The following is a 21,842-nucleotide window of genomic DNA, read 5'->3' as shown; positions in this document are numbered from 1 at the left end:
AATATATTTCAACTGATGGGTACCGATATCCCGATCGGCCGTCGTCAACTCGTGGAGAGACTCATGTTCCAGTTCGCCAAACGCTTCGCCGGTGTCTTTGCAACAGGATTGCTGCTTGCCGGTGCGCCGGCCTTGTCGGTGGCCGCCACCACGTACGAGATTGGGTCGACGGCGACCGGCGTGCCGTTCACCTTTCTCGATGTGAAGAGCAATTCGATTCAGGGTCTCCTGGTCGATGCGATTACCGCGACAGGCAAGGCGGCGGGCTTCGACGTGAAGATCGAGCAGACCACCTTTTCTTCGCTGATCCCGTCGCTGACCACGAAGAAGATCGACATCATCTCGGCGGCCATGCTGAAGACACCGGCGCGCGAGCAGGTCGTCGACTTCTCGGACACCGTGTACTCCTACGGCGAAGGTCTGATCGTGCGCGCCGACGACAAAGGCCAGTACACGTCAATGGACGACCTCAAGGGCGAAGTCGTCGGCGCCCAGGTCGGCACCGCGTTCGTCGACGCGTTGAACAAGAAGGGCATCTTCAAGGAAGTGCGTACCTACGATTCAGTCGCCGACATCATGCGCGACGTCGCGCTCGGTCGCATCAAGGCTGGCTTCGGCGACCATCCGATTCTGGCCTACCAGCTTCAGCACAATCCGAATCCGCAATTGCGCCTCGTCAGCGGGTATCAACCGTCCGTGAAAGGCGAGGTGTGTTTCGTCGTGCGCAAGGGTGACACGGCGACGCTCGAGCAATTGAATGCCGGCATCAGAAAGATCAAGGCCGACGGTACGCTGACGCAGATCATCAAGAAGTGGCAGGTGGAATGACATCGTTCCCAGAATAAGGACGGTCCGCCATGTTCTTCCAGAACGCCATCGACTTTCTGCCGATCCTGCTGAAAGGCGCGGTTGTCACGATCGAGATCACCTTCTGCTCGTTCATCCTCAGCACCGTGCTCGGCCTCGCACTCGCGCTGATGCGCGTGTCTCACCATCGCATCGTATCGAACGCTGCCGCGACTTTTATCAACGTGATCCGCGGGCTGCCGATCATCGTTCAGCTCTTCTACATCTACTTTGTGCTGCCCGATCTCGGTGTGCAGTTGTCGGCGTTCCAGGCGGCTTTCATCGGACTGGGCGTGGCGTACTCGGTGTATCAGGCTGAGAACTTTCGTGCGGGCATCGAGGCGATCGATCACGGGCAGATCGAGGCAGCGCAATCCATCGGTATGCGTGGCGCGATGATCATGCGGCGCGTGGTGTTGCCGCAGGCGTTCCGGATCGCGCTGCCGCCCTATGGCAATACCCTCGTGATGATGCTCAAGGACTCGTCGCTTGCATCAACGATTACCGTCGCCGAAATGACGCGCGCCGGACAGCTCATCGCGTCGTCGACGTTTCAGAACATGACGGTATTCACGCTGGTCGCGCTGCTTTACCTTGGACTCAGCCTGCCGCTCGTCTATGGGTTGCGGCGGATCGAACGTCGCCTCGGATTGAAGGGAAAACGATGATCAAGGTCGATTCGATTCACAAGCGCTTTCACGATCAGCACGTGCTGAAAGGCGTCAGTCTGAACGTCGAACGTGCTCAGGTGGTGTGTCTGATAGGTCCATCGGGATCGGGCAAATCGACGCTGCTTCGATGCGTCAACGGACTGGAACGGCACGACGCCGGCACGATCACCGTTGAAGGTAACGCCGTCGACGCGAAATCGAAGCAGATTCACACCCTGCGCGCACAGGTGGGCATGGTGTTCCAGCGTTTCAATCTGTTTCCGCATCGAACCGCGCTGGAAAACGTGTTCGAGGGCCCCGTGTTCGTGAAGAAGGAGGTCCGTGCGCAGGCCCGCGAGCGGGCGCGGCATCTGCTCGACAAGGTCGGGCTGTCGCACCGCATGGACGCGTATCCGGCCGAAATGTCGGGCGGCCAGCAACAGCGCGTCGCGATTGCACGTGCGCTCGCCATGGAACCGAAAGCGATCCTGTTTGACGAGCCAACCTCGGCACTTGATCCTGAACTGGTCGGCGAAGTACTTGGCGTCATGCGCCAGCTTGCCGACGATGGCATGACCATGATCGTCGTCACGCATGAGATGGGGTTTGCGCGCGAAGTGGGGGACCGGGTGTGCTTTCTTCACGACGGCACGATCCATGAGGAAGGGTCCGCAGCCGAGCTGTTCGAGCATCCGCGCCATCCTCGCACACGCGAGTTTCTGGGCAAGATGCCCGCGCTTACCGAAGCCTCCCGGATTTGAATACCACTATGAGCCTGGTTGAAGTTGCAAAGCCGTTGCCTCCGTCTCTCTGGGCGGCGACGGCGGAACCCGCTGTCGATACGCCGCCGCTCGATGGCTCGATCACGGTAGACGTAGCGATCGTCGGCGCGGGTTACACGGGTCTATCGACGGCCTTGCATCTGGCGGAGCAAGGGCTATGCGTCTGTGTGATCGACGCCAACGAACCCGGGTGGGGTGCGTCGGGCCGCAATGGCGGCCAGGTGATTCCGGGGCTGAAATATGATCCCGACGAACTCATCCGGCGCTACGGTCATCGCGATGGCGAGGCACTTGTACAGATGGCAGGCGGCGCCGCGGATTCGGTTTTCGATCTGATCGAGCGCCACGGCATTCAATGCAATGCCACGCGCGCCGGCTGGATTCAGCCCACCCATTCGAGCAAGTTGCTTGGCACGTTGCATGACCGCGCGCGGCAATGGGCATCGCGCGGCGCGCCGGTCGAACTGCTCGATCGCGCGCAGGTATCGAAGCGGCTCGGTACGGATGCCTTCGTTGGCGGCTGGGTCGATCTGCGCGCGGGCAGTGTGCATCCGTTGAACTATGCACGTGGCCTCGCGCGCGCGGCGCAAACGGCGGGTGCGGCGATCCACAGCGGAACGCGCGCGTTGAGCGTCGAGCGCGGCCCGCAAGGCTGGCGAATTCGAACGGAGCGGGGGCCGCTGATCGAATCGAAACAGATCCTGCTGGCAACCAACGGCTATACCGACGGCATCTGGCCACGCCTTGCTCAATCGGTGATTGCGGCGAACAGCTTTATCGTCGCAACGAAGCCGCTGCCCGGCGATGTCGGCGCCACGATTCTGCCCGGGGGCGAAGTGGCTTCCGATTCACGGCGCCTGCTGCTTTATTTCCGCAAGGATGCACAAGGGCGTCTGCTGATGGGCGGGCGCGGACCGTTTCGCGAGCCTCGCAGCGCAGCGGATTGGGCGCATCTCGAGCGCGCCGCGCAACTGATCTTTCCGCAACTGAGGGAGATCGGATACGAATACCGGTGGGCAGGCCGTATCGCCATTACGCGCAATTTTTTGCCGCACGTGCATTTGCCGGCGGAAGGCATGACGATCGCGCTCGGCTACAACGGGCGCGGCATTGCGATGGCAACGACGCTGGGAAAGCATCTGGCCGCTTTGATCGGCGGGACAACACGCGGCTTGCCGCTTCCACCCACGTCGATCGAGCCGGTTCCGTTTCACGCGTTGCAGCGGTTCTACATCAATGCAGGTGTGGCATGGTATGGATTGCTCGATGCGCTTTCCTGAGCGGCCGGCACATCGCCGCCTGAGTCCGTATGCGCCTGGGGGCAGCGTGCGATGCGCAATGGTTCTTTGAGGAGCCGTTGACTTGTATGACCGGCCTGAACCGCTATACACTCGCAACGCACGTCTAACTTTTTTAAAAAAGGAGGTAAATATGGTTCTGCTTGTGCGCCGAGTGATGTCGGCACGCTTGTTCAGCACATTCGCCTGCTCTTGCCTGAGTTCCATCGCGCTGCGATAACCTGGTCAGAGCAAAGCCCACTCCATATTCCCGAGTCCTTTCTCGACTCCACTGTTGTCGCCAGCGCTCCTGTTGACAGGGACAAACACGTCCCCAAGAAACGAGAGCAAGAGCATGACAACCCTGATTTCTGCACTTTCCGTTCAACTGGAAACCGGCCATGACCGGCTATTCCAAGATCTTTCTTTTACCGTACGACTTGGCGACCGCATCGGTCTTATCGGCCACAACGGCTGCGGCAAGAGCAGTCTGCTCGATGTCCTGGCAGGCAGCCGCGAGTCCAGTGCGGGCAGCGTGCAATATGCCGGGCTGTGTCGGCTGCAACACGTCGAACAGCATCTGCCGCCACGACTTGCCGGTCTGACCGCACGCGAGGCGTTGCTGGAGGCAGTGAGCGAGCAACCGGCGCAGCATTGGCGGGTGGACAGCCTGCTGGACGAACTGGGGCTGCCCGGGGCAGCAGACACGCCGGTTTCCGGCCTGAGCGGCGGTCAGCATACCCGTTTGCTGTTGGGGCGGGCCGTACTACGCGAGCCTAATCTGCTGTTGCTGGATGAGCCGAGCAACCACCTCGATCTACCCTCGCTATTGTGGCTGGAGGACTTCCTGCGCCGCTGGCAGGGCGGCTTCATCCTGGTATCGCACGATCCGCGACTTCTAGACACCGTCAGCGACAAGAGCTGGATCCTGCGCGATCAGCGCTTATACAGTTTCGATGTGCCGTGCAGCCGGGCTTTGGCTGCGTTGGCCGAGGCTGACGCGGCGGCGCAGGCACGCCGTAGTGGCGAACAAAAGGAAATCGACCGCTTGGCCGCTAGCAGCAAGCGCGTGGCCATCTGGGGCCGTGAGCATGACAACGAAAAGCTGCTCCGCCAGGCCAGATCCATGCAAAGGCGCGTCGACAAGCTGAAAGAGGATCAGACCTTTGTCAGCCGTGGCAGCCCGTGGCGCCTGAAACTATCGGGCAGGACGCTGGAGGCCGATTCTCTGCTGGCATTCGAAGGCTTTCAGGTACGTGCCCAGCCTGAGCAACCGCCGTTGTTTCAGATCGATAGCGTATGGCTGCGGCCAGGCGACAAGGTCGCGCTACTGGGGAGCAACGGCACGGGCAAGTCATCGTTCCTGCGCCAGTGCTGGGGCGACCTGCAGCATGGCGAGGCGCGCGCCGGATGGCGTTATCATCCCGCGGCGCGGATCGCCTACTACGATCAGTCGTTGCAGCAACTGCCCGGCGATGCCACGTTATCTGACGCACTGTACAAGTTTGCGCGAGTCGGCGACAGAGAGCGGCGGCAAGCCCTGATCGCTGCCGGATTCGCGTATTCGCGCCACAATCAGATCGTGGCTACTCTGAGTGGCGGCGAGCGGGCGCGTTTGCTATTCCTGGCGCTATCCATGGCCAGCTATCACCTGCTGTGGCTGGATGAACCGACTAACCACCTGGACATGGAAGGCAAGCGCGAACTTGGTGCGGCGCTGGCTGCTTTCGACGGAGGCTTCATCCTGGTCTCTCACGACCGTGAGTTGATCGAGCACAGTTGCAATCGTTTCTGGGTGATCAATGACGGGCATCTGCAGGAATGGCCGGATGCGGAAAGTGCATATCAACGTTTATTTGCGGGCCGTGGCAATGCAGTACCCGTATCTGCGCCCAAAGCGCCAACCCAAGCTGGCGCGCAATCTGCCAATGGCGAGGCTGAGGCGCAATGGCAGCGTTGGTGTCAGTTAGAGGCCTGGCTGGCGATGGATCTGGCACGTAAGCGGAAACATCAAAAGCCGAATTTACAAGAGGAGTGGCGTCAAGAGATGTTGCGGCTGGAACAGGAGCTTGGGCTCTAGAAGTATCCCGGTGGAGTGCGTGCGGCGCTCCACCGTTCCAAGGCTTTGTCATGGGGCGCCCGTCTCCCGATACGGCGTGGCGGGCATTAGCTTCTGGATTGCTTGCAGTCAGAATACGTTTTCGAAACAATGGATGTCCGCAGGGGGGATTTCGCCACAAGTAGTCCGAGCCTCGCTCAGTGTGGCGAGGCTATTGGGCACTTCCCTGGCTGGCGTCGTGGTAAACCGCGCTATGATGATGTGCCTGTCCGGGGAGGGGAGTTCGTGCGGCCCGGCATCAGCAGGGCGCGGCACTGTGTGGTAGTGGGAAGGTGAAAGGGTAACCCGGCGCTGCGCCAGGTTGTTCGTACCAGTGGCATACCAGTATTTGTTCCAGTCACGCAAGCGATGAAACAACGTACATGGTCCAGATTAGCCGCCGCATGTTCGCCCTTGGCATTCACACCGCTTGCGGGTTGCGTTGCCCGTGGCGCACCGTCCTATGCGCTGTTCGGCGCGTATTTTCCATTCTGGCTTCTGAGCGCCGTGACCGGCGTGATAGGCGCAATCGTCGCGCATCGTACCTTCGTCGCCACCGGCTGGGTCCGCGAGGTGCCGTACCAGCTCTCTGTCTGCACCGCGATCGGTATCGTTGTCGGGGTGCTCGTCTGGCTGTGTGGAACGGGGCAGCTCTGATATGAAAATGGCCGGCGCAAATCCCAAACCTGCCTGGAAGGGCCGCGCGATCGCGGCCTTGATCGTCCTGCTCGGCGCGGCGGCGTTGTGGTATGCGTACGATCGTTCGTCGCGCTTTCCTTCCACTGACGATGCGTCCATCGACGCCGATGTCGTCCACGTCGCGTCGCCCGTCGGCGGCCGGATCCTGCGTGTTCCCGTCGAGGAGAACCAGCGGGTCGCGAAGGGAGACGTGCTGTTCGAAATCGATCCGGTGGCGTACCGGCTTGCGGTGGCGCAGGCGCAGGCCGAACTCGAAATGGCGCGCGCGCAACTGGCGACGCGCCGCCGTTCGCTGATAGGCGAGACATCGAACGCGGCCATTGCCGCCGACCAGACCAGCCGCGCGACGCATAACTACGACCTCGCGACACGCAGCGTCGAGCGGCTACGGCCGCTTGCGGCGCAGGGCTACGTGTCCGCACAGCAGTTCGACCAGGCGGTCGTCGCGCAGCGGGACGCAAGCGTGTCGCTCACGCAGGCCAGGGAGCAGCAGCACTCGACTGCCCAGACGATCGGCGACGACGCGGATGCGATTGCGACCGTGCATGCACGAGAGGCCGCCCTCGCGATCGCGCAGCGTGAGCTCGACGATACCATGGTGCGCGCGCCGTTCGATGGCTACGTGACGGGCCTCTCGATTCTTGCCGGCGAGACGGTCGCGCCGAACCAGTCCATCTTCACGCTGATCCACGCGGGCGAATGGTTCGCCGTGGCGAATTTCCGCGAGACGGCGCTCGGTGCGATCGAGGTCGGTGACTGCGCGACCGTGTATTCGATGATTGATCGCGGGAAGGCCATGAGCGGCAAGGTCATCGGCATCGGCGCCGGCATCACGGACACGGACCGCGTGAACGTGCCGCACGGCCTGCCGTACGTGCAGCAATCGGTGAACTGGGTGCGTGTCGCGCAGCGCTTCCCGGTTCGCGTGCGGATCGACGCACCGGACGCGAGACTGGTGCGGGTGGGTGCGAGTGCGATTGTCGAGGTCCGGCATGGCCAGTCTTGCCGGTGAACTCACGAGGCCCGGGCCGCGCGAGATCGCGAGGCTGCTCGCTCCGTTTCCGGGGCGCGCGGCGATCGTCACCCGGATTGCGCTGATCTGCGCGCTGACGGTGCTCGTCACGAGCGCCTATGGAATACCCGAGGCCTCGACTGCGGTGTATATCGTGCTCTTCCTGAACCGGCCCGACCGGGTGACGAGCATCATCACGTGTATTGCGCTGATGCTGCTTGTGACCGTGATCATCGGGATCGTGATGGTCTTCGCGATCTTCTGCATCAACCAACCGGCGCTACGTGTCGCGAGCATGGCGGTGCTGTCGGCCGGCTTGTTGTTCGTTACATCGGCGAGCAAGCTGCGGCCCGTTGGCGCGATCGCCGCCATGATCATCGGCTTCGGTCTCGACGAACTCGGCCTTGCACCGGTAGGCGAAGCCGCGACGCGCGGGCTGCTCTACGCTTGGCTGTTCGTTTCGGTTCCGATTGGCCTCGCCATTGTCGTGAACCTGCTCTTCGCGCCGTCACCGCGCCGGCTCGCGTGCGCCCAGCTCGCGAGGCGCTTGCGGCTCGCCGCGCGCCGCCTCACGGACACCGCCACCGAGGCCGAGCGCGCCGCATTCGACGCGTGCGTTCGCGAAGGTGACCATCAGATCTTGACCTGGCTGAAGTTCTCGAAGCTCGAAGGCACGTCGACGGCTGCCGACTGCGCGGCGTTGCGCCAGGCGGCTGCGTCCACGACCGCGATCCTGCTCGCGACGGATCTCGCCGCCAGCGAACCCGCCGCGCGGCTATCGGCGGCGTGCGCGGCGCGGCTTGCCGAAACGATGGAGCGGATGGCCGCGATGCTCGATGCCGGTGGCTATCCCGTGGACGTCGTAGCGGACTTGCCCGAGCCTGCTGCACTCTCGACGCAATCGCCGCAATCGCCGCAATCGTCACAATCGCCGCTATCGGCGCTCGTGCTCGCCGACCTGCGCGCGGCGCTGGAGGGTTTCGCGGTGCCGCCTTCGAAGACCGGGGCATCGCCGGCGCCAGCGCCAGCCGCGCCTGCACCTGAGCCAGCGCGAGGTGGCTTCTTCGACGCGGACGCGTTCACCAATCCCGATCACGTCCGCTACGCGCTGAAGACCACGATAGCGGCAATGTTCTGCTACGTGCTGTATCAGCAGCTCGACTGGCAAGGGATTCATACGTGCTTCATCACCTGCTATATGGTGTCGCTCGGCACGACGGCCGAGACGGTCGAGAAGCTGACACTGCGGATTGCGGGCTGTCTCGTTGGCGCCCTGCTCGGCACGGCGGCGATCGTGTTCGTGACGCCGGCGCTGACGTCGATCGACCAACTGATGGCGCTGGTCTTCGTGGGGGCTTGGCTGGCCGCATGGGTGGCGACGGGGTCGCCGCGGATCGCCTACGCGGGTATGCAGATCGCGTTCGCGTTCTTCCTCTGCGTGATCCAGGGCGATGCGCCCAAGTTCGACCTGACGCTCGCACGCGACCGCTCGATTGGCATTCTGATCGGCAACGTGGTGGTCTATCTGATGTTCACGCGAGTCTGGCCCGTCAGTATTGCTGGTCGGATCGACTCGGCGCTCGACGCGCTCGTCAAGCAGTGGACGCGGATTGCGCGCGTCGCCGACACCGGCACGCGCACTGCGCTTGTTGCAGGGGCGCTCGCCCAGTACGGCGCGCTGCGCCAGAATCTCGGCCTGATCCACTACGAGCCGTCATGGGTGCGCCCCGCGCCCGCGTGGATCGCGAGCCGCTGGCGCGCGCTCGCGGAACTCGGCGCACTCGAGGGCCCGCTCTTTCTCGCGGCCGGCCGCGCGGGCGCCGTGGCCGATACGCGGCTGCGGGAACTCGCGCGGCGGATTGAATCCGTCGATCACGCGGAGGACGATGTGGGCCAGCGTGCCGCCGGCACGCAAACGCAAGCACCTCACACCGGTCCCGCGGTCGACAGCACAGCGGATTCCAACGTTGACGCGTTGTCACACGTCATAGATGCGCGCTTTGGCCAGATTGCCGACGCCGCGCATTCATCCGAACTGAAGGAGGCGGTGACCGATGCGCGCCCTTGAACCGACGCGCTGGCTGATCGCATTGGCCGCGGCCGGACTCGCGGGATGCGCGACAACCTCGCTCGATCTCGCACCTCCTGCGCCCGACCGTCCGTGGCAGCCGCAGACGAACACCGCCGGCGACATCGTGCCTGGAGCGCCGCGCACCGGCGACGCTGCCGCGCATGCCGGCTACACGCTGCCGAACAGCACCGGGCTGGCGTGGGTCGAGCCCGCCGCCGCGCTAGACGCGAACCATGCGTACACGCTGCCTGAACTGATCGATCTCGCGGAATCGACGAATCCACTGACGCGAATCGCCTGGAACGACGCGCGCAATGCCGCGCTTGCGACTGGCATTGCCAAGACCGCGTATTTGCCGCAACTCTCCGCGACCGCGATGGGAGGTTATCAGGCGGCGAGCAGTTCGGTGTCGACGCAGCTAGGCAATGTGTCGAATAGCTCGGATATTCACGGCACCGTCTCCGTGCTGGCGCTGCAATGGCTGCTGTTCGACTTCGGCGGCCGCCGCGCACGCGTCGATGCGGCCACGCAACTGTCGGTCGCCGCGAATGTCGCCTTCACGGCCGTGCACCAGCAGGTGATCCACAACGTGAGCATTGCTTACTACGCATACGAAGCTGCCTATGCGCGGGAGCATACCGCGCAGCAGGCGCTCGACAACGCCGACGGCATCCTCGCCGCGGCGCGGGCACGGACGAAGCAGGGTGTGGGCACAGTCGTGGAGGTTGCACAGGCAACGCAGAACCGCGCCCAGGCGAATCTTGTGAAGGTGCAGGCAGATGGCGCCCTGAGCGACAGCTATCTGAGCCTCGTCTCCGCGCTCGGTATCTCGCCGCTGTCGAAACCGGCGATCGCTCCTTTGCCGCCGCGCACGCTGTCACCGGCGCTGCACCAGTCGGTCGACGAGATCGTCGCCGATGCGATCGCGCGCCGCCCGGATGTGCAAGGCGCCTATGCGCTCGAGCAGGCAAACCAGGCAAAGGTGCGCGCGGCCGAGGCGGCGTTCATGCCCAAGGTGTTCGTGTCCGCGACGGCTGCATACGGCACCGGCTCTACCGGGATCACGGCGATTCCATCGGTCGGCGATCAGGCGGCCACCGTGAACCTGAACGGCAGCCGCCGCAGCGGAAGCGTGTTCGTCGGTGTGACGATCCCGCTATACGACGGCGGGTTGCGTTCCGCTGTGCTGATGCAGGCACGCAACGACGCAGACAGCGCGTCCGCGCAATTGACGCGGACAAGGGAGGAGGCCGTCCGCCAGGTCGTTGCCGCTCAGAGCGCGCTATCCACAAGCCTCGCATCGAACGATGCCGCAAAGGCGCTGGTTGCCGCCGCGCAGACCACCTACGACGCGGCGTTCGCCGCGTACCGGCACGGTGTCGGCTCGATCACCGACGCACTGCTTGCGCAGAACCAGCTTATTGCCGCGCAGGATGCGTCTGCGGATAGCTACAGCGCCGCATTATCCGCTGCTGCTTCGCTCGCGCTCGCGACGGGGGAGATAGGTACAGCGCCGGCAAACGGCGGGCCGGACTGGTAGCGCGACTAAACTGCAGTTGCACGTTTGCCGCTAGAGGTCTTCATCATGCAAGCTGGACCTGACCCGGGTTCGCATTCCGAGGCTGAGCGCGATCTTCGGGTCCCTTAGCGTAGGAGTTCATATTGTTGGATCGATTTCTTGGTGGCGATTCTCGCCAGGGATCGGGAGAATCTTTCGCTCATGTGATCGCCTACCCTGGCGACGCGCAGACGCTCTGCGACTTCTCCCATGTCCGATACACCCAGATCGATGGCGTCAGACACGTTGCCCCACAACCCGGCCATAAAACCGCTGCTCCAGCATCCGGACAGGGTTGACGCCGATGCGACCGCTCAGTCCGACGGCAATGCACGCATCATTCTTGGCATTTGCGTCGCGATGGGCTTTACCACACTGCTGGACCAGACGATCTTCGCACTCGCCGTTCCCAGACTGCGCGATGGTCTGCACGCCTCCGCGTCCCAACTGCAACTGATCATATCGACCTACTCGGTGGCCTTCGGTGTGGCGCTCGTTCCCGCTGGGCGACTGGGCGATATCATCGGACGCAGGTCTCTGTTCCTGATCGGGCTGGCAATGTTTGCCGGGTTCAGCGTGCTCGGCGGGCTGGCCTGGAGCGCGCAGACGGTGATCGCCGCACGACTGTTGCAAGGGCTGGGAGCGGGCATCATCAATACGCAGGTGCTGGGATTGATTCAGGATCTGTTTCAGGGGATAGGGCGCGCGAAGGCGCTCGGCCGCTACGCGTCGGCAGGAGGCATGTCCGGTGCTGTCGGACCCCTGCTCGGTGGACTGGTGCTGGCGTTGACGCCCCCGGACATCGGATGGCGGCTGTTGTTCCTTGCTAACGTTCCTTTCGGCGCCGTGATCTTTTTCCTCGCGTTGCGGCATTTACCCAGGAGCCGGTCACAGCCTCAGAAGTTCTCTCTGGATACGGGGGGACTGGTGTTGCTGAGTCTCATCACACTTTCGTTGATGTTCGCCACTCTGGTTGGCAGCACGGGCTCGCTCTCCGCACGGGCTTATCTGCTCGCAGCCGTGGCTGGTGTTCCGCTGTTCGTCTGCTGGGAGGTGTACTACCAGCGCCGCGGCGGTACCCCGATACTCGCGCGCGGACTTGTGCGTTCGCCCGGCTACGTGCTGGGCACTACGGTGGCGATGTTCCAGTTTGCCGCTGGCCTTACATTGGGCATCGTCAGCGCGCTGTTTTTCCTCGATGGTCTGCGAATTGGGCCACTACTCTTTGGCGCTCTGTCGGTTTCCTCAGCGCTGGGCATGCTCGCGTCTTCAACCAGAAGCTGGCGTTTCGTCAGCCGCTTCGGCCGTCCCGGCGTGGCGTTCGTGATTGCCGTTTATGCCGCCTTGCTCGTTTTGGAGGGCTTGGCGATCCTGTTGCTGCCGGTGCCGGGAATACTGTACGTCTATCCGGTAATCGGCCTTCTGCAGGGTGTTGCGAGCGGATTGATCCACGCACCGAATCAGGTGATGACGCTGGCTGAGGCAGGTGAGGGCGAGGGGCGCGGACTGGCGGCTGGATTCCTGCAACTATCCCAGCGTTTGGCCTGTTCGATTGGCATGTCATTGGGCGCAGGCATCTTCCTTGTGAGGCTGACGAGCGGAGCCAGTCTGGAGGCCTATCGTTCTGCGTTCGTCGCCGCGCTCGGTCTGGTGCTGGCGCTGACCGGCGGAGCGCTACTCGCCGCTCTGGCCGACATGTTCCGCCGGCGCTTTGCAACACGATTGACGTGATCACGACGTAACGCCCCAAACGTGATCCCCTTGGCGCCTCTTAGACGACCTGTTTAGTCGCGCCGGTCCGAATTGCAAAGCTAATCTCTTTTGCTTCCTTTGCCGCTCCATCAAAGCGTCTTAGTATCTGCAATTTTTACAATACGCGGGATGGATATGATTGGGAAAAACCGGTTACGCGGCTGCTTCCTCGGGGCATTGTTTGCGGCCACGTTGATTTGCACCTGCCCGCCACCGTCTGTAGCGGCGCCCAATCACGGGGGGACGTTGACCTGGCTGGTGACGCCGGAGCCCGCATCGATCCTCCCGTTGACCACCACGGCCGGCGGGAACGCGGAAATTGGCCCCAAGATTGTGGAAGGCCTGCTGACCTACGACAAGGACCTCAATCCTGAACCGTTGCTGGCAACTGCCTGGTCGGTCAGCAAGGACGGACTCGAGTACCGCTTCACCTTGCGGCAAGGCGTGAAGTGGCATGACGGCAAGCCTTTCACTTCGGCCGACGTCGCCTTTTCAATCTTGACCTTAAAGCAGGTCCATCCGCGCGGACGTAGCACATTCGCGAACGTGACCGATGTCAAAACGCCGGACCCCTATACGGCGATCATCGAACTCTCGAAGCCGGCGCCGTTCCTGCTAACGGCGCTATCGGGTTCCGAGTCACCGATCATCCCGAAGCACTTGTACGAAGGGACGGACATTGCTTCCAACCCCTACAACAATGCGCCGGTTGGCACAGGGCCATTTATTTTCAAATCCTTTGTGCGAGGCAACTATATTCTGCTTGAGCGCAATCCGGACTACTGGGACAAGCCCAAGCCGTATATCGACAAGATTGTCGTGCGCTTTCTGCCAGATGCGGCGGCCCGTGCCGCGGCGCTCGAATCAGGCGCCGCCAATCTGGGAGATCAGGCAATCCCGCTGGCGGACGTCAAGCGTTTCAGCGAGCTGCCCGATTTCAATGTGGACACAACCAACTGGCCCTATGTCAGCAACCATCAGCAATTGATATTCAACCTGGACACGCCTGTCCTGCAAAACAAGGCGGTACGCAAAGCGATATCCCAGGCGATTGACGTCAATGCATTGAACAGGGTGGTCTGGTACGGCTACGGCCAGGTCTCCGCCGCGGCCATCGGTGTGGCAAACACACGGTACCACGACGCCGACATTCACTATTTTCCGTTTGACCTCGCTCAGGCCAATGCGGCGCTGGATGCCGCCGGTTTGAAGCGTGGCCCGGATGGCACCCGGTTCAAACTGAGACTGACATACAACCCCTTTCAGGACCCCCGCGCGGCCGATTTCGTTCGCCAGTCTCTGGCGCGTATCGGCATTGATGCCGAGATCCAAAGCTACGATTTCGCGACCTATGTGAAGAAGGCCTATACGGACCGCGCCTTCGACATCACGCTTGAAGCGCTCGCCAACGTCTTCGATCCAACAGTCGGAGTGCAGCGCGTATTCTGGTCGAAGAACTTCAAGATTGGATTGCCATTCTCCAATGCGGCCCACTATTCGAACCCGGAGGTGGATCGTCTGCTGGAAGCTGCTTCGGTGGAAACCGACGAAACCAAGCGCCGTCAGTTATTCGTGCAGTTCCAGCAGATTGTCCATGACGACATTCCGTCAATCGAGTTCGGCGCGAATCCCAACATCACCATTTCGTCGAAGAAGGTGAAGGACTACGCGCCGACCGGAGAAGGCATTCGCGGAAATTTTGCCGATTTGTATATATTGCCTTAGCGCTAGCGCGGTAGTGATCAGGAGGACAACGGTGTGGCTCTGCTGGTCACCGTGCGCGTGCGGGAGCGGCCGCCATTTCAACCCACACGGATTCCATACAAGAAAAAATCAGTTCTCCCGCTCGCTCGGGTCGGCTAGTCTCGGTGAGGCTGATGCACACAACATTGCAAACTGATCAAGGAAAAGCGCATGTCTCTCATCAACACGCAGGTCAAACCGTTCAAGGCCACGGCGTATCACGGCGGTAATTTTGTGCCTGTCAGTGAAGAAAACTTCAAGGGCAAATGGTCGGTGGTGGTGTTCTATCCGGCCGATTTCACTTTCGTTTGCCCGACCGAACTGGGCGACCTCGCCGATCACTACGCGGAGTTCCAGAAGCTCGGAGTCGAAATCTATGGCGTGTCCACGGACACTCATTTCACGCACAAAGCCTGGCACGACACATCGGATACGATCGCAAAGGTGCAATATCCGCTCGTCGCTGACCCAACGACAACGCTTGCCCGCAATTTCGAGGTGTTGATCGAAGAAGAGGGATTGGCTTTGCGCGGCACCTTTGTGATCAACCCCGAAGGCCGGATCAAACTTTACGAAGTGCATGACAACGGTATCGGCCGCGACGCGAAGGAGCTGCTGCGCAAAGTGCAGGCTGCTCAATATGTCGCTTCACATCCGGGCGAAGTCTGTCCCGCCAAGTGGACACCGGGTGCTGAAACGTTGAAACCGTCGCTCGACCTGGTAGGCAAGATCTGATCGGCCAAGGTAGCGTCGCGATCCATTGATTGCGGCGCTACGCGCTGAGCAACCGGCCGCAATCAGAGGCGCAAGCCGCAGCGAGGCCCACCGCCCCTGCAACCCTATCCATTCACTTAAGCTTGATGGACTCGAGTAACCACGCTGCGAGCCGCTGTGCGCCATCGGGCAGATCCGCGTCAACCCGCCGGCACAGATAGTAGTGGCGCCCGTCGTCCAGTTCCTGGTCAAACAGTTTCACCAGTTCCCCTGAAGCCAGTTCGCGAGCAACCAGCGGCGCACGCAGTAGCGCTGCACCAAGTCCTGCCTGCGTCGCACTGAGCGTCAATTGTCCGTCTTCGAACAGGGGGCCCACCGTGCGCGTGATATGCCGCACGCCCGCACTCTGAAGCCAGTTGACCCAGGTACTCCGGTCCTCGTCATGCACGAGCGGCACCGGTGCGAGATCAGCGGGCTTCCTGAACGGCCCGTGACGGCGCCGGAACGCAGCACTGCATACCGGCACGACAGCGCCTGACATCAGTCGTGTGCTGGTGTACCCCGGCCAGTCACCGGTACCGAAGCGGATCGACAGATCGGCTGCGTCGCTTCGATAGTTGCGGTGGTTCGCATACAGCACGGTGACATCAACGTCCTCATTCGCCGACAGGAAGGTCTCCAGCCGGGGAATGAACCATCCCATGCCAAAAAGTGGAATCAGGCTGATCGTGATCTGACGGCGCGAGGTGCGATCGCGCACGAAGCCCGTCGCGCTGCGCAGGACGGAAAAAGCCGTGCTGATCGAGCGGTAGTAGTCGCGGCCTTCATCCGTCAACGCGAGCATGCGGCCTTCACGCACGGTCAATGGCGTCTGGACAAAGGTCTCCAGCAGTTGCAACTGGTGGCTGACTGCGGAAGGTGTGATGTCGAGTTCGGCTGCTGCTGCCGTCACGGAACCGTGGCGCGCGAAGGCCTCGAAGGCACGTACGGCCCGAAGCGGCGGATCATTGAGCGATTGTTCGATATTTTTCATGTACAGAATTTTATCGAAGAATGGAAAGTTCGGGTGGCTCCCGGTGAGGCCCTTGGATTAAGGGGTTATGGCGAAACACATTCGTCCGGCATAAGCATTCAACAATTGGATATTTGGACGCCTGATTGGCAACTGCCTAATATTTCTCATCTTTTCGCCACCCTTATCCATCCCACAAACGCGGCTTTTCCTGCGACTTCGTACATGAAAAAGATTGTCTCCCCGCTGATGGTCGCGCTTGCGGCCGTTTCGTCACTTGGCCTGACGGGTATCGCCCACGCGCAGAACGAGCAGGTCGTGCTGATTGGGCTGGCCGGACCGCTCACGGGTCCGTCGGCCCGGACCGGCAAGGATCTGCAGAACGGTGCGCAGCTCGCGCTTGATGATGCCAACCGGAAACATCCGGTGATCGACGGCAAGCCCGTCATTTACAAGCTGGTCTCCGTCGATGACCAGGCGGACCCGCGCGCCGCGGTGACGGTTGCGCAGCAACTCGTGGATCAGCACGTGGTTGGGGTGGTCGGTCACTGGAATACCGGATGCAGTCTGCCTGCGTCCCGTGTCTATCACGATGCGGGCATTCCGCAGATCGCACCGGTTTCGACCGGCCATCAATACACGCAGCAAGGCTACAACACGGCGTTCCGGATCATCGGCCACGACGATATCGGTGGCGCCTATACCGGTGCATATGCGGTCAAGACGCTGAAAGCGAAACGCATCGCGGTGATCGACGACCGTACCTCGTTCGGTTCGGGTCTCGCGACGCAGTTCATCAAGGGCGTGGAAAGCAACGGTGGATCGGTCGTGGATCACCAGTACATCGACGACAAGACGACCGACTTCAGCGGCGTGCTCACCGAAATCAAGTCGAAGCACCCTGACCTGATCTTTCTCGGTGGGGTGGATGTGGAGGCCGCGCCGCTCGCGCGTCGCATGCATCAGTTGCAGATTCAGGCAACCTTGCTGGGAGCTGGCGGATTTGTCAGCCAGACCTTTTTGAAGCTGGCAGGCGCTGACGGGGACGGCGTGACCGCGCTGGACCCGGGGCGGCCGCTTCTCGGCATGCCGGGCGGGCGAGCGTTCGATGCGCAATACCGTGCCCGTTATCATGAACCGATCGAACTGTACGCCCCATTCGCTTACGATGCCGCCGCGACGCTGATTGCGGCCACCCAGCAAGCGGATTCTACCGACCCGGCGAAGCTCGTGACGGCGCTGCATTCGATCAGCCGTCCCGGTGTGACGGGCACGATCGCATTCGATAGCGAAGGCAATCTGAAGGACCCTGCCTACACTATCTATCAGGTACGTGACGGCAAGTGGGCCGTGGTCGATTTGCTGGGCGGCACCGAGCAGACCGCGGCGAAATGAACAGAAGGGAGGTTGCGATGAGCGACGAGTGGCCACAATCATCCGGGGTGCCTTCTGATCGGCTGGGCATCCTGGCGCAACGCCGGATTGAAGCAGAGATCATCAAGCCGATCTACGAAATTCTCAAGCGCGATTTCGGCATTGAGCGAGCGCAGGCGGTGATTGGCGAAGCGATACGCGGTGCGGCTGTGGAAACCGGTAGGCAGTTCGCAGCACAGGAGCAGGACGGCACCAGTGTGGCATCGTTCGTGGCGTTGCAGGTTCTGTGGGAAAAGGACGATGCGCTCGATGTCGACGTACTGCGTGTGGACGCCGGACATTACGACTACGACGTCAAGCGCTGCGCTTATGCCGAGATGTACCACGCGATGGGGCTGGGCGAGATCGGCCACCTGCTGAGTTGCGCGCGGGACAGTCATTTCATCGCGGGCTATGATCCGCGAATTCATCTTACCCGGACCACGACGATCATGCAGGGTGGCGCCCGCTGCGACTTTCGATATCGCCTCGCGGACAGGGCGGAGGGAGACGAATCGCGTGAGTAATGCCATCAGCGCCATCAGCGTCACCAGCACGACCAACGCTATCGACGCTATCGATGCGTTAAGGACAAATGGCGCGAGACTGTGGGATTCACTTGAACGTATGGCTCAAATCGGCGCCACCCCTAAGGGCGGTGTGTGCCGGCTTGCGCTGACTGAACTGGATCGCCAGTCGCGTGACCTGTTTGTCGAATGGGCACGAGCGGCAGGATGCACAGTGCGCGTCGACAGGATGGGTAATATTTTTGCCCGCCGGGCGGGCCGCGATCCTGATGCCGCACCGGTACTGGTCGGCTCGCATGCCGATTCGCAGCCCACCGGCGGACGGTACGACGGGATATACGGCGTACTCGGTGCGCTTGAGGTTGTGCGAACCCTGAATGATGCGCAAGTTGTCACGGAGCACCCCATCGACGTGGTCGTCTGGACCAACGAGGAGGGTTCGCGGTTTGCACCGGCCATGATCGGTTCGGGCGTATTTTCAGGCGCCTATCCGCTCGAATACGGATTGTCGCGTGTGGATGCGTCCGGCACGACTATCGCCGACGCGCTCCGGAGCATCGGCTACGACGGGGCAGAGGCTGTCGGCGGTATGCGGGTGCACGCGGCCTATGAGCTGCACATCGAGCAGGGTGCGATCCTGGAGCGCGACGGTCGCACGATTGGTGTGGTGACGGGCGGGCAGGGTCAACGCTGGTACGAAGCGACGCTCAAGGGTACCGATGCCCACGCCGGCACCACGCCTATGGAACTGCGGCGGGATGCGCTGGCCGGCGCGGCGCGGGTGATTTCCTTTGTGGAGTCCCTCGGGCGTCGTCATGCGCCGCACGGACGCGCAACCGTCGGCATGATCGAGGTGCGGCCCAATTCACGCAATACGGTGCCAGGCGAGTGCTTTTTCACCGTTGAGTTCCGTCATCCGGATGCTGCCGTTCTGGACCGGATGGATGCGGCGCTGCGCGACGAAGTCGCTCGCGTTGCCGCCGAAGCCGGACTGGAAAAACAGCTTGAGCAGATTTTCGAGTACGCTCCGGTGAAGTTCGCACCGGTATGTGTCGACTCCGTGCGGCGCGCGGCGGCGATGCTCGAGCTTCCTCATGCCGATATCGTGTCCGGCGCCGGACACGATGCCTGTCATCTTGCGCGCATTGTCCCCACAGGGATGATCTTTATTCCCTGTGTGGATGGGCTTAGCCACAACGAGGCCGAAGCCATTACGCCGGATTGGGCCGAGTCGGGAGCGAACGTACTGTTGCATGCCGTGCTGCAGAGTGCCGGACACGCCGGCGTCCTAGTCTGATGGAGCTTACGCGATGCCAGAGTTCAATCCGCACTTGCTGCTCGATGTTCCCCGCTATCCCGACACGGGTTACGCGTTGCTCGCCGATCGCATCAAGCGGATGCTGGGTACATCGGCTGACGTCGTGTTTGTCCAGGCAGAAGCGATACTCGCGCTCGAAGCCGTTGCCGCGAGCATTGCGCGGCCGGGGGCCGTAGCCGTCAATGTCGTGACGAGCCCCTATGGCACGTGGTTCGGCACGTGGCTACGGCGGGGCGGCGCAACCGTTTACGACGTGGTCGCCGAAGCCGGACAACCGGTGACGCTCTCTGCCGTGTCCGGCTGTCTCGACACGCTGGCGCAGGTCGATATCGTCGCCGCGGTTCACGCTGAGTCTTCGAGCGGTGTATTGAACCCACTCGCGGAACTGGCAGCGCTGGCCCAATCGCGTAACGCGCTTTTTGCGGTGGATGCTGTTGCGTCGGTTGGCGGTCACGCGATCGATATCGATGGGCTTGGTATCGATATCACGGTGATCGGCCCGCAAAAGGCGCTTGCCGGCCCGGCGGGCGTGTCGGCGGTGGTGCTCGGCAAGCGCGCCTGGGCCCATATTGAATCGACGCCGGACTTCGCGCCGTCGAGCCTTTCTCTTGCGGCGCTCAAGCAAGATTGGCTGGAACGCGGGCGCGCCGCGTTACCGGGCACGCCTTCAGCACTGGAATTCTGGGCGCTCGAAGCGGCGCTCGACCGTATTGAAGCGGAGGGGATAGAGCGTGTGATCGCCCGTCATCAACTGGCGGCACGCGCGACCCGGGCTGCGCTGCGCTCGCTCGGTGTAGCGCCGTGGATCGAGCGCGAGGACGCTGCTTCGGCGCTCGTCACGTCAGCGCCCATACCGGCCGGTATCGACGGACGTGAACTGATCGGGCACGCGTTGCGTCATGGCAGCGAACTCACGCCCGGCTTCGGCGACGTCTCGGGGCAAATGGTGCGTCTCAATCACACCGGTCTGCGCGCGACGCCAGACACGGTTCTGGCGAATGTTCTCGCTTATGGCAAGGCGCTCGAGCAGTTGGGGCGCGCGGTCGATCTCGACGCCGCCCAACGAGCCGTGGCGCACGCATACGCCCGCTGATATCGCCAATTCACAAGGCGAGGAATAGTTATCGCGGATTCTGAAGAAAGCAAGTTAGCAATTATTTCTTCGTAACCGTATTTGACTTGATTACCATCAACGCTCCCGTACCCGATATCGATTATCGATAAGCTTTGCCAACCCCATGATGGGCAGTCAGCCAGAATCCCCGCGCCTGATCTCGCTGCCGGACAGCGAGAATAGCGCTACTTCTATTCGCGCCAAGGCACTGGTCTTTGTCGACCCCGCATCGGTCGAGATTCTGCGCGTCATCGAGCAGGTAGCGCCGAGTTCCGCGCCGGTACTGATTCTCGGTGAAACCGGAACGGGCAAGGAGCTCGTGGCTCGCCATATCCATCATGTCAGCGGCCGCAGCGGAGCGTTCATCGCCATCAACTGCAGCGCCATCAATCCGCAACTGGCAGAGAGTGAACTGTTCGGCCACGAAGTGGGCGCGTTCACCGGTGCGCACAGCCGGCGCACAGGGTACTTCGAAGAGGCGAACGGCGGCACGCTATTCCTGGACGAAATCGGCGATCTCGCGCCAGAGCTGCAGGCAAAGCTGTTGCGTGTGCTGCAGGAGGGCGAGGTAACCCGTGTGGGGACCAACCGCGCAAAGCCCGTGGACGTTCGCGTGGTCGCCGCAACCAATGTCGATCTCGAACGCGCGGTACTCGCAGGCAATTTCCGCATGGACCTGTTCTACCGGATCAGTCTTGTCAGGCTGAGGTTGCCGCCGTTGCGCGAAAGGCCGCAGGATCTCCTGCTGTTAGCCGATTACTTTCTCAACCGCTACTGCACCCAGTTGAAACGGCCGCAGCCTATGCTGTCCGAGGCGACGGTGCAGGCGCTGCAGGCGTATCCATGGCCCGGCAATATCCGGGAACTCGAAAATGTCATCCATCTCGCCTTGCTGGTGTCGACCGGCAACCTGATACGCCCGGAACATCTGCAGTTCTCCGAAGCGTTGGCGGGCTACGCGAAACCATCCGACATAGGCGAAGGCCCCCCTCAGGCAGCCATCAAGGCTGGCGTACTGCGGCTGTTCCGCTCCCCTGGCGAAAACCTGCTGCGCGACATTGAAGAACTCGTGGTTTGCGAGGCGTATGCTTTTTGCCGCTTCAGTCAGGTACGAACGGCTCAACTGCTGGGCGTCACGCGCAACACCGTGCGCACGTTGCTGGTTCGACACGGCCTGCTTCAGGAGAACCGTGCCGAATCTGCTTTGGACGAAACCGACTAAGACGCTTCGTTCCTTTGTGGCGAGTCTTGTTGCC

The 21,842-nt window shown here is 62.0% G+C and carries 18 protein-coding genes; 17 read left to right on the top strand and 1 reads right to left on the bottom strand.

Annotated features, from left to right (window positions below; translation table 11 throughout):
• Positions 1-63: 63 nt before the first annotated feature.
• The 12 genes from FFS45_RS16230 to ahpC all read left to right on the top strand — a co-directional run bounded on the left by FFS45_RS16230 (position 64) and on the right by ahpC (position 15,223).
• Positions 64-828: an ABC transporter substrate-binding protein gene (locus tag FFS45_RS16230; RefSeq protein ID WP_137955662.1), complete on the top strand. Its 765-nt coding sequence runs from the start codon at positions 64-66 to the stop codon at positions 826-828.
• A gap of 29 nt (positions 829-857) precedes the next feature.
• The gene (locus FFS45_RS16225; protein WP_137955661.1) at positions 858-1,514 is read left to right on the top strand and encodes an amino acid ABC transporter permease; all 657 of its coding nucleotides are present in this window, start codon (positions 858-860) and stop codon (positions 1,512-1,514) included.
• A complete protein-coding gene (locus FFS45_RS16220) occupies positions 1,511-2,257 on the top strand; it encodes an amino acid ABC transporter ATP-binding protein (protein ID WP_137955660.1) in 747 nt (248 codons plus the stop codon). The genes FFS45_RS16225 and FFS45_RS16220 overlap by 4 nt, the downstream gene beginning before the upstream one ends.
• Positions 2,258-2,265: 8 nt before the next feature.
• The gene (locus FFS45_RS16215; RefSeq protein ID WP_137955659.1) at positions 2,266-3,558 is read left to right on the top strand and encodes an FAD-binding oxidoreductase; all 1,293 of its coding nucleotides are present in this window, start codon (positions 2,266-2,268) and stop codon (positions 3,556-3,558) included.
• 352 nt (positions 3,559-3,910) lie between these two features.
• A complete protein-coding gene (locus FFS45_RS16210) occupies positions 3,911-5,635 on the top strand; it encodes an ABC-F family ATP-binding cassette domain-containing protein (RefSeq protein WP_137955658.1) in 1,725 nt (574 codons plus the stop codon).
• 387 nt (positions 5,636-6,022) lie between these two features.
• Complete coding sequence (locus FFS45_RS16205) at positions 6,023-6,310, top strand: hypothetical protein (RefSeq protein ID WP_137955657.1); 288 nt, start codon at positions 6,023-6,025, stop codon at positions 6,308-6,310.
• A gap of 1 nt (position 6,311) precedes the next feature.
• Complete coding sequence (mdtN, locus tag FFS45_RS16200; RefSeq protein ID WP_137955656.1) at positions 6,312-7,364, top strand: multidrug transporter subunit MdtN; 1,053 nt, start codon at positions 6,312-6,314, stop codon at positions 7,362-7,364.
• Entirely contained in the window at positions 7,345-9,432 is a 2,088-nt protein-coding gene (locus FFS45_RS16195) for an FUSC family protein (RefSeq protein WP_137955655.1), read from the top strand. Before mdtN ends, FFS45_RS16195 begins: the two co-directional genes overlap by 20 nt.
• Positions 9,419-10,975: a TolC family protein gene (locus tag FFS45_RS16190; RefSeq protein WP_137955654.1), complete on the top strand. Its 1,557-nt coding sequence runs from the start codon at positions 9,419-9,421 to the stop codon at positions 10,973-10,975. Before FFS45_RS16195 ends, FFS45_RS16190 begins: the two co-directional genes overlap by 14 nt.
• 228 nt (positions 10,976-11,203) lie before the next feature.
• Positions 11,204-12,724: an MFS transporter gene (locus tag FFS45_RS16185; protein WP_137955653.1), complete on the top strand. Its 1,521-nt coding sequence runs from the start codon at positions 11,204-11,206 to the stop codon at positions 12,722-12,724.
• Positions 12,725-12,880: 156 nt separating this feature from the next.
• On the top strand, positions 12,881-14,470 hold the full coding sequence (locus FFS45_RS16180) for an ABC transporter substrate-binding protein (RefSeq protein WP_137955730.1): 1,590 nt from the start codon (positions 12,881-12,883) through the stop codon (positions 14,468-14,470).
• 189 nt (positions 14,471-14,659) lie between these two features.
• Positions 14,660-15,223, top strand: coding sequence for an alkyl hydroperoxide reductase subunit C (gene ahpC, locus FFS45_RS16175; protein WP_137955652.1), 564 nt, complete (start codon positions 14,660-14,662; stop codon positions 15,221-15,223).
• Positions 15,224-15,335: 112 nt separating this feature from the next.
• Here ahpC and FFS45_RS16170 read toward each other — a convergent pair whose 3' ends face one another.
• Positions 15,336-16,235: a LysR substrate-binding domain-containing protein gene (locus FFS45_RS16170; protein WP_137955651.1), complete on the bottom strand. Its 900-nt coding sequence runs from the start codon at positions 16,233-16,235 to the stop codon at positions 15,336-15,338.
• Between the two features lie 204 nt (positions 16,236-16,439).
• Here FFS45_RS16170 and FFS45_RS16165 point away from each other — a divergent pair, with 204 nt between their 5' ends.
• From FFS45_RS16165 to FFS45_RS16145, 5 genes are all read left to right on the top strand, one after another.
• A complete protein-coding gene (locus FFS45_RS16165) occupies positions 16,440-17,609 on the top strand; it encodes a branched-chain amino acid ABC transporter substrate-binding protein (RefSeq protein ID WP_137955650.1) in 1,170 nt (389 codons plus the stop codon).
• Between the two features lie 17 nt (positions 17,610-17,626).
• Positions 17,627-18,154: an L-2-amino-thiazoline-4-carboxylic acid hydrolase gene (locus FFS45_RS16160; protein ID WP_137955649.1), complete on the top strand. Its 528-nt coding sequence runs from the start codon at positions 17,627-17,629 to the stop codon at positions 18,152-18,154.
• A gap of 40 nt (positions 18,155-18,194) precedes the next feature.
• Positions 18,195-19,451, top strand: a complete 1,257-nt coding sequence (locus FFS45_RS16155) for a Zn-dependent hydrolase (RefSeq protein ID WP_283204756.1) — start codon at positions 18,195-18,197, stop codon at positions 19,449-19,451.
• A gap of 13 nt (positions 19,452-19,464) precedes the next feature.
• The gene (locus tag FFS45_RS16150; protein ID WP_137955647.1) at positions 19,465-20,565 is read left to right on the top strand and encodes an aminotransferase class V-fold PLP-dependent enzyme; all 1,101 of its coding nucleotides are present in this window, start codon (positions 19,465-19,467) and stop codon (positions 20,563-20,565) included.
• A gap of 145 nt (positions 20,566-20,710) precedes the next feature.
• Positions 20,711-21,808, top strand: coding sequence for a sigma-54 dependent transcriptional regulator (locus FFS45_RS16145; RefSeq protein ID WP_249362806.1), 1,098 nt, complete (start codon positions 20,711-20,713; stop codon positions 21,806-21,808).
• Positions 21,809-21,842 lie beyond the last annotated feature (34 nt).

Origin of the sequence: Burkholderia sp. 4M9327F10 (assembly GCF_005503145.1) — a bacterium.
GTDB lineage: Bacteria > Pseudomonadota > Gammaproteobacteria > Burkholderiales > Burkholderiaceae > Paraburkholderia.
Note: the sequence above shows the minus strand (reverse complement) of the source record. Positions and strands in the feature narration are given on the sequence as shown.

What these genes read in the sequence shown, in the direction of transcription:
- FFS45_RS16230 (WP_137955662.1), top strand. Translation starts at nt 64, where the DNA reads ATGTTCCAGTTCGCCAAACGCTTCGCCGGTGTCTTTGCAACAGGATTG.
- FFS45_RS16225 (WP_137955661.1), top strand. Translation starts at nt 858, where the DNA reads ATGTTCTTCCAGAACGCCATCGACTTTCTGCCGATCCTGCTGAAAGGC.
- FFS45_RS16220 (WP_137955660.1), top strand. Translation starts at nt 1,511, where the DNA reads ATGATCAAGGTCGATTCGATTCACAAGCGCTTTCACGATCAGCACGTG.
- FFS45_RS16215 (WP_137955659.1), top strand. Translation starts at nt 2,266, where the DNA reads ATGAGCCTGGTTGAAGTTGCAAAGCCGTTGCCTCCGTCTCTCTGGGCG.
- FFS45_RS16210 (WP_137955658.1), top strand. Translation starts at nt 3,911, where the DNA reads ATGACAACCCTGATTTCTGCACTTTCCGTTCAACTGGAAACCGGCCAT.
- FFS45_RS16205 (WP_137955657.1), top strand. Translation starts at nt 6,023, where the DNA reads ATGAAACAACGTACATGGTCCAGATTAGCCGCCGCATGTTCGCCCTTG.
- mdtN (WP_137955656.1), top strand. Translation starts at nt 6,312, where the DNA reads ATGAAAATGGCCGGCGCAAATCCCAAACCTGCCTGGAAGGGCCGCGCG.
- FFS45_RS16195 (WP_137955655.1), top strand. Translation starts at nt 7,345, where the DNA reads ATGGCCAGTCTTGCCGGTGAACTCACGAGGCCCGGGCCGCGCGAGATC.
- FFS45_RS16190 (WP_137955654.1), top strand. Translation starts at nt 9,419, where the DNA reads ATGCGCGCCCTTGAACCGACGCGCTGGCTGATCGCATTGGCCGCGGCC.
- FFS45_RS16185 (WP_137955653.1), top strand. Translation starts at nt 11,204, where the DNA reads ATGTCCGATACACCCAGATCGATGGCGTCAGACACGTTGCCCCACAAC.
- FFS45_RS16180 (WP_137955730.1), top strand. Translation starts at nt 12,881, where the DNA reads ATGATTGGGAAAAACCGGTTACGCGGCTGCTTCCTCGGGGCATTGTTT.
- ahpC (WP_137955652.1), top strand. Translation starts at nt 14,660, where the DNA reads ATGTCTCTCATCAACACGCAGGTCAAACCGTTCAAGGCCACGGCGTAT.
- FFS45_RS16170 (WP_137955651.1), bottom strand. Translation starts at nt 16,235, where the DNA reads ATGAAAAATATCGAACAATCGCTCAATGATCCGCCGCTTCGGGCCGTA.
- FFS45_RS16165 (WP_137955650.1), top strand. Translation starts at nt 16,440, where the DNA reads ATGAAAAAGATTGTCTCCCCGCTGATGGTCGCGCTTGCGGCCGTTTCG.
- FFS45_RS16160 (WP_137955649.1), top strand. Translation starts at nt 17,627, where the DNA reads ATGAGCGACGAGTGGCCACAATCATCCGGGGTGCCTTCTGATCGGCTG.
- FFS45_RS16150 (WP_137955647.1), top strand. Translation starts at nt 19,465, where the DNA reads ATGCCAGAGTTCAATCCGCACTTGCTGCTCGATGTTCCCCGCTATCCC.
- FFS45_RS16145 (WP_249362806.1), top strand. Translation starts at nt 20,711, where the DNA reads ATGATGGGCAGTCAGCCAGAATCCCCGCGCCTGATCTCGCTGCCGGAC.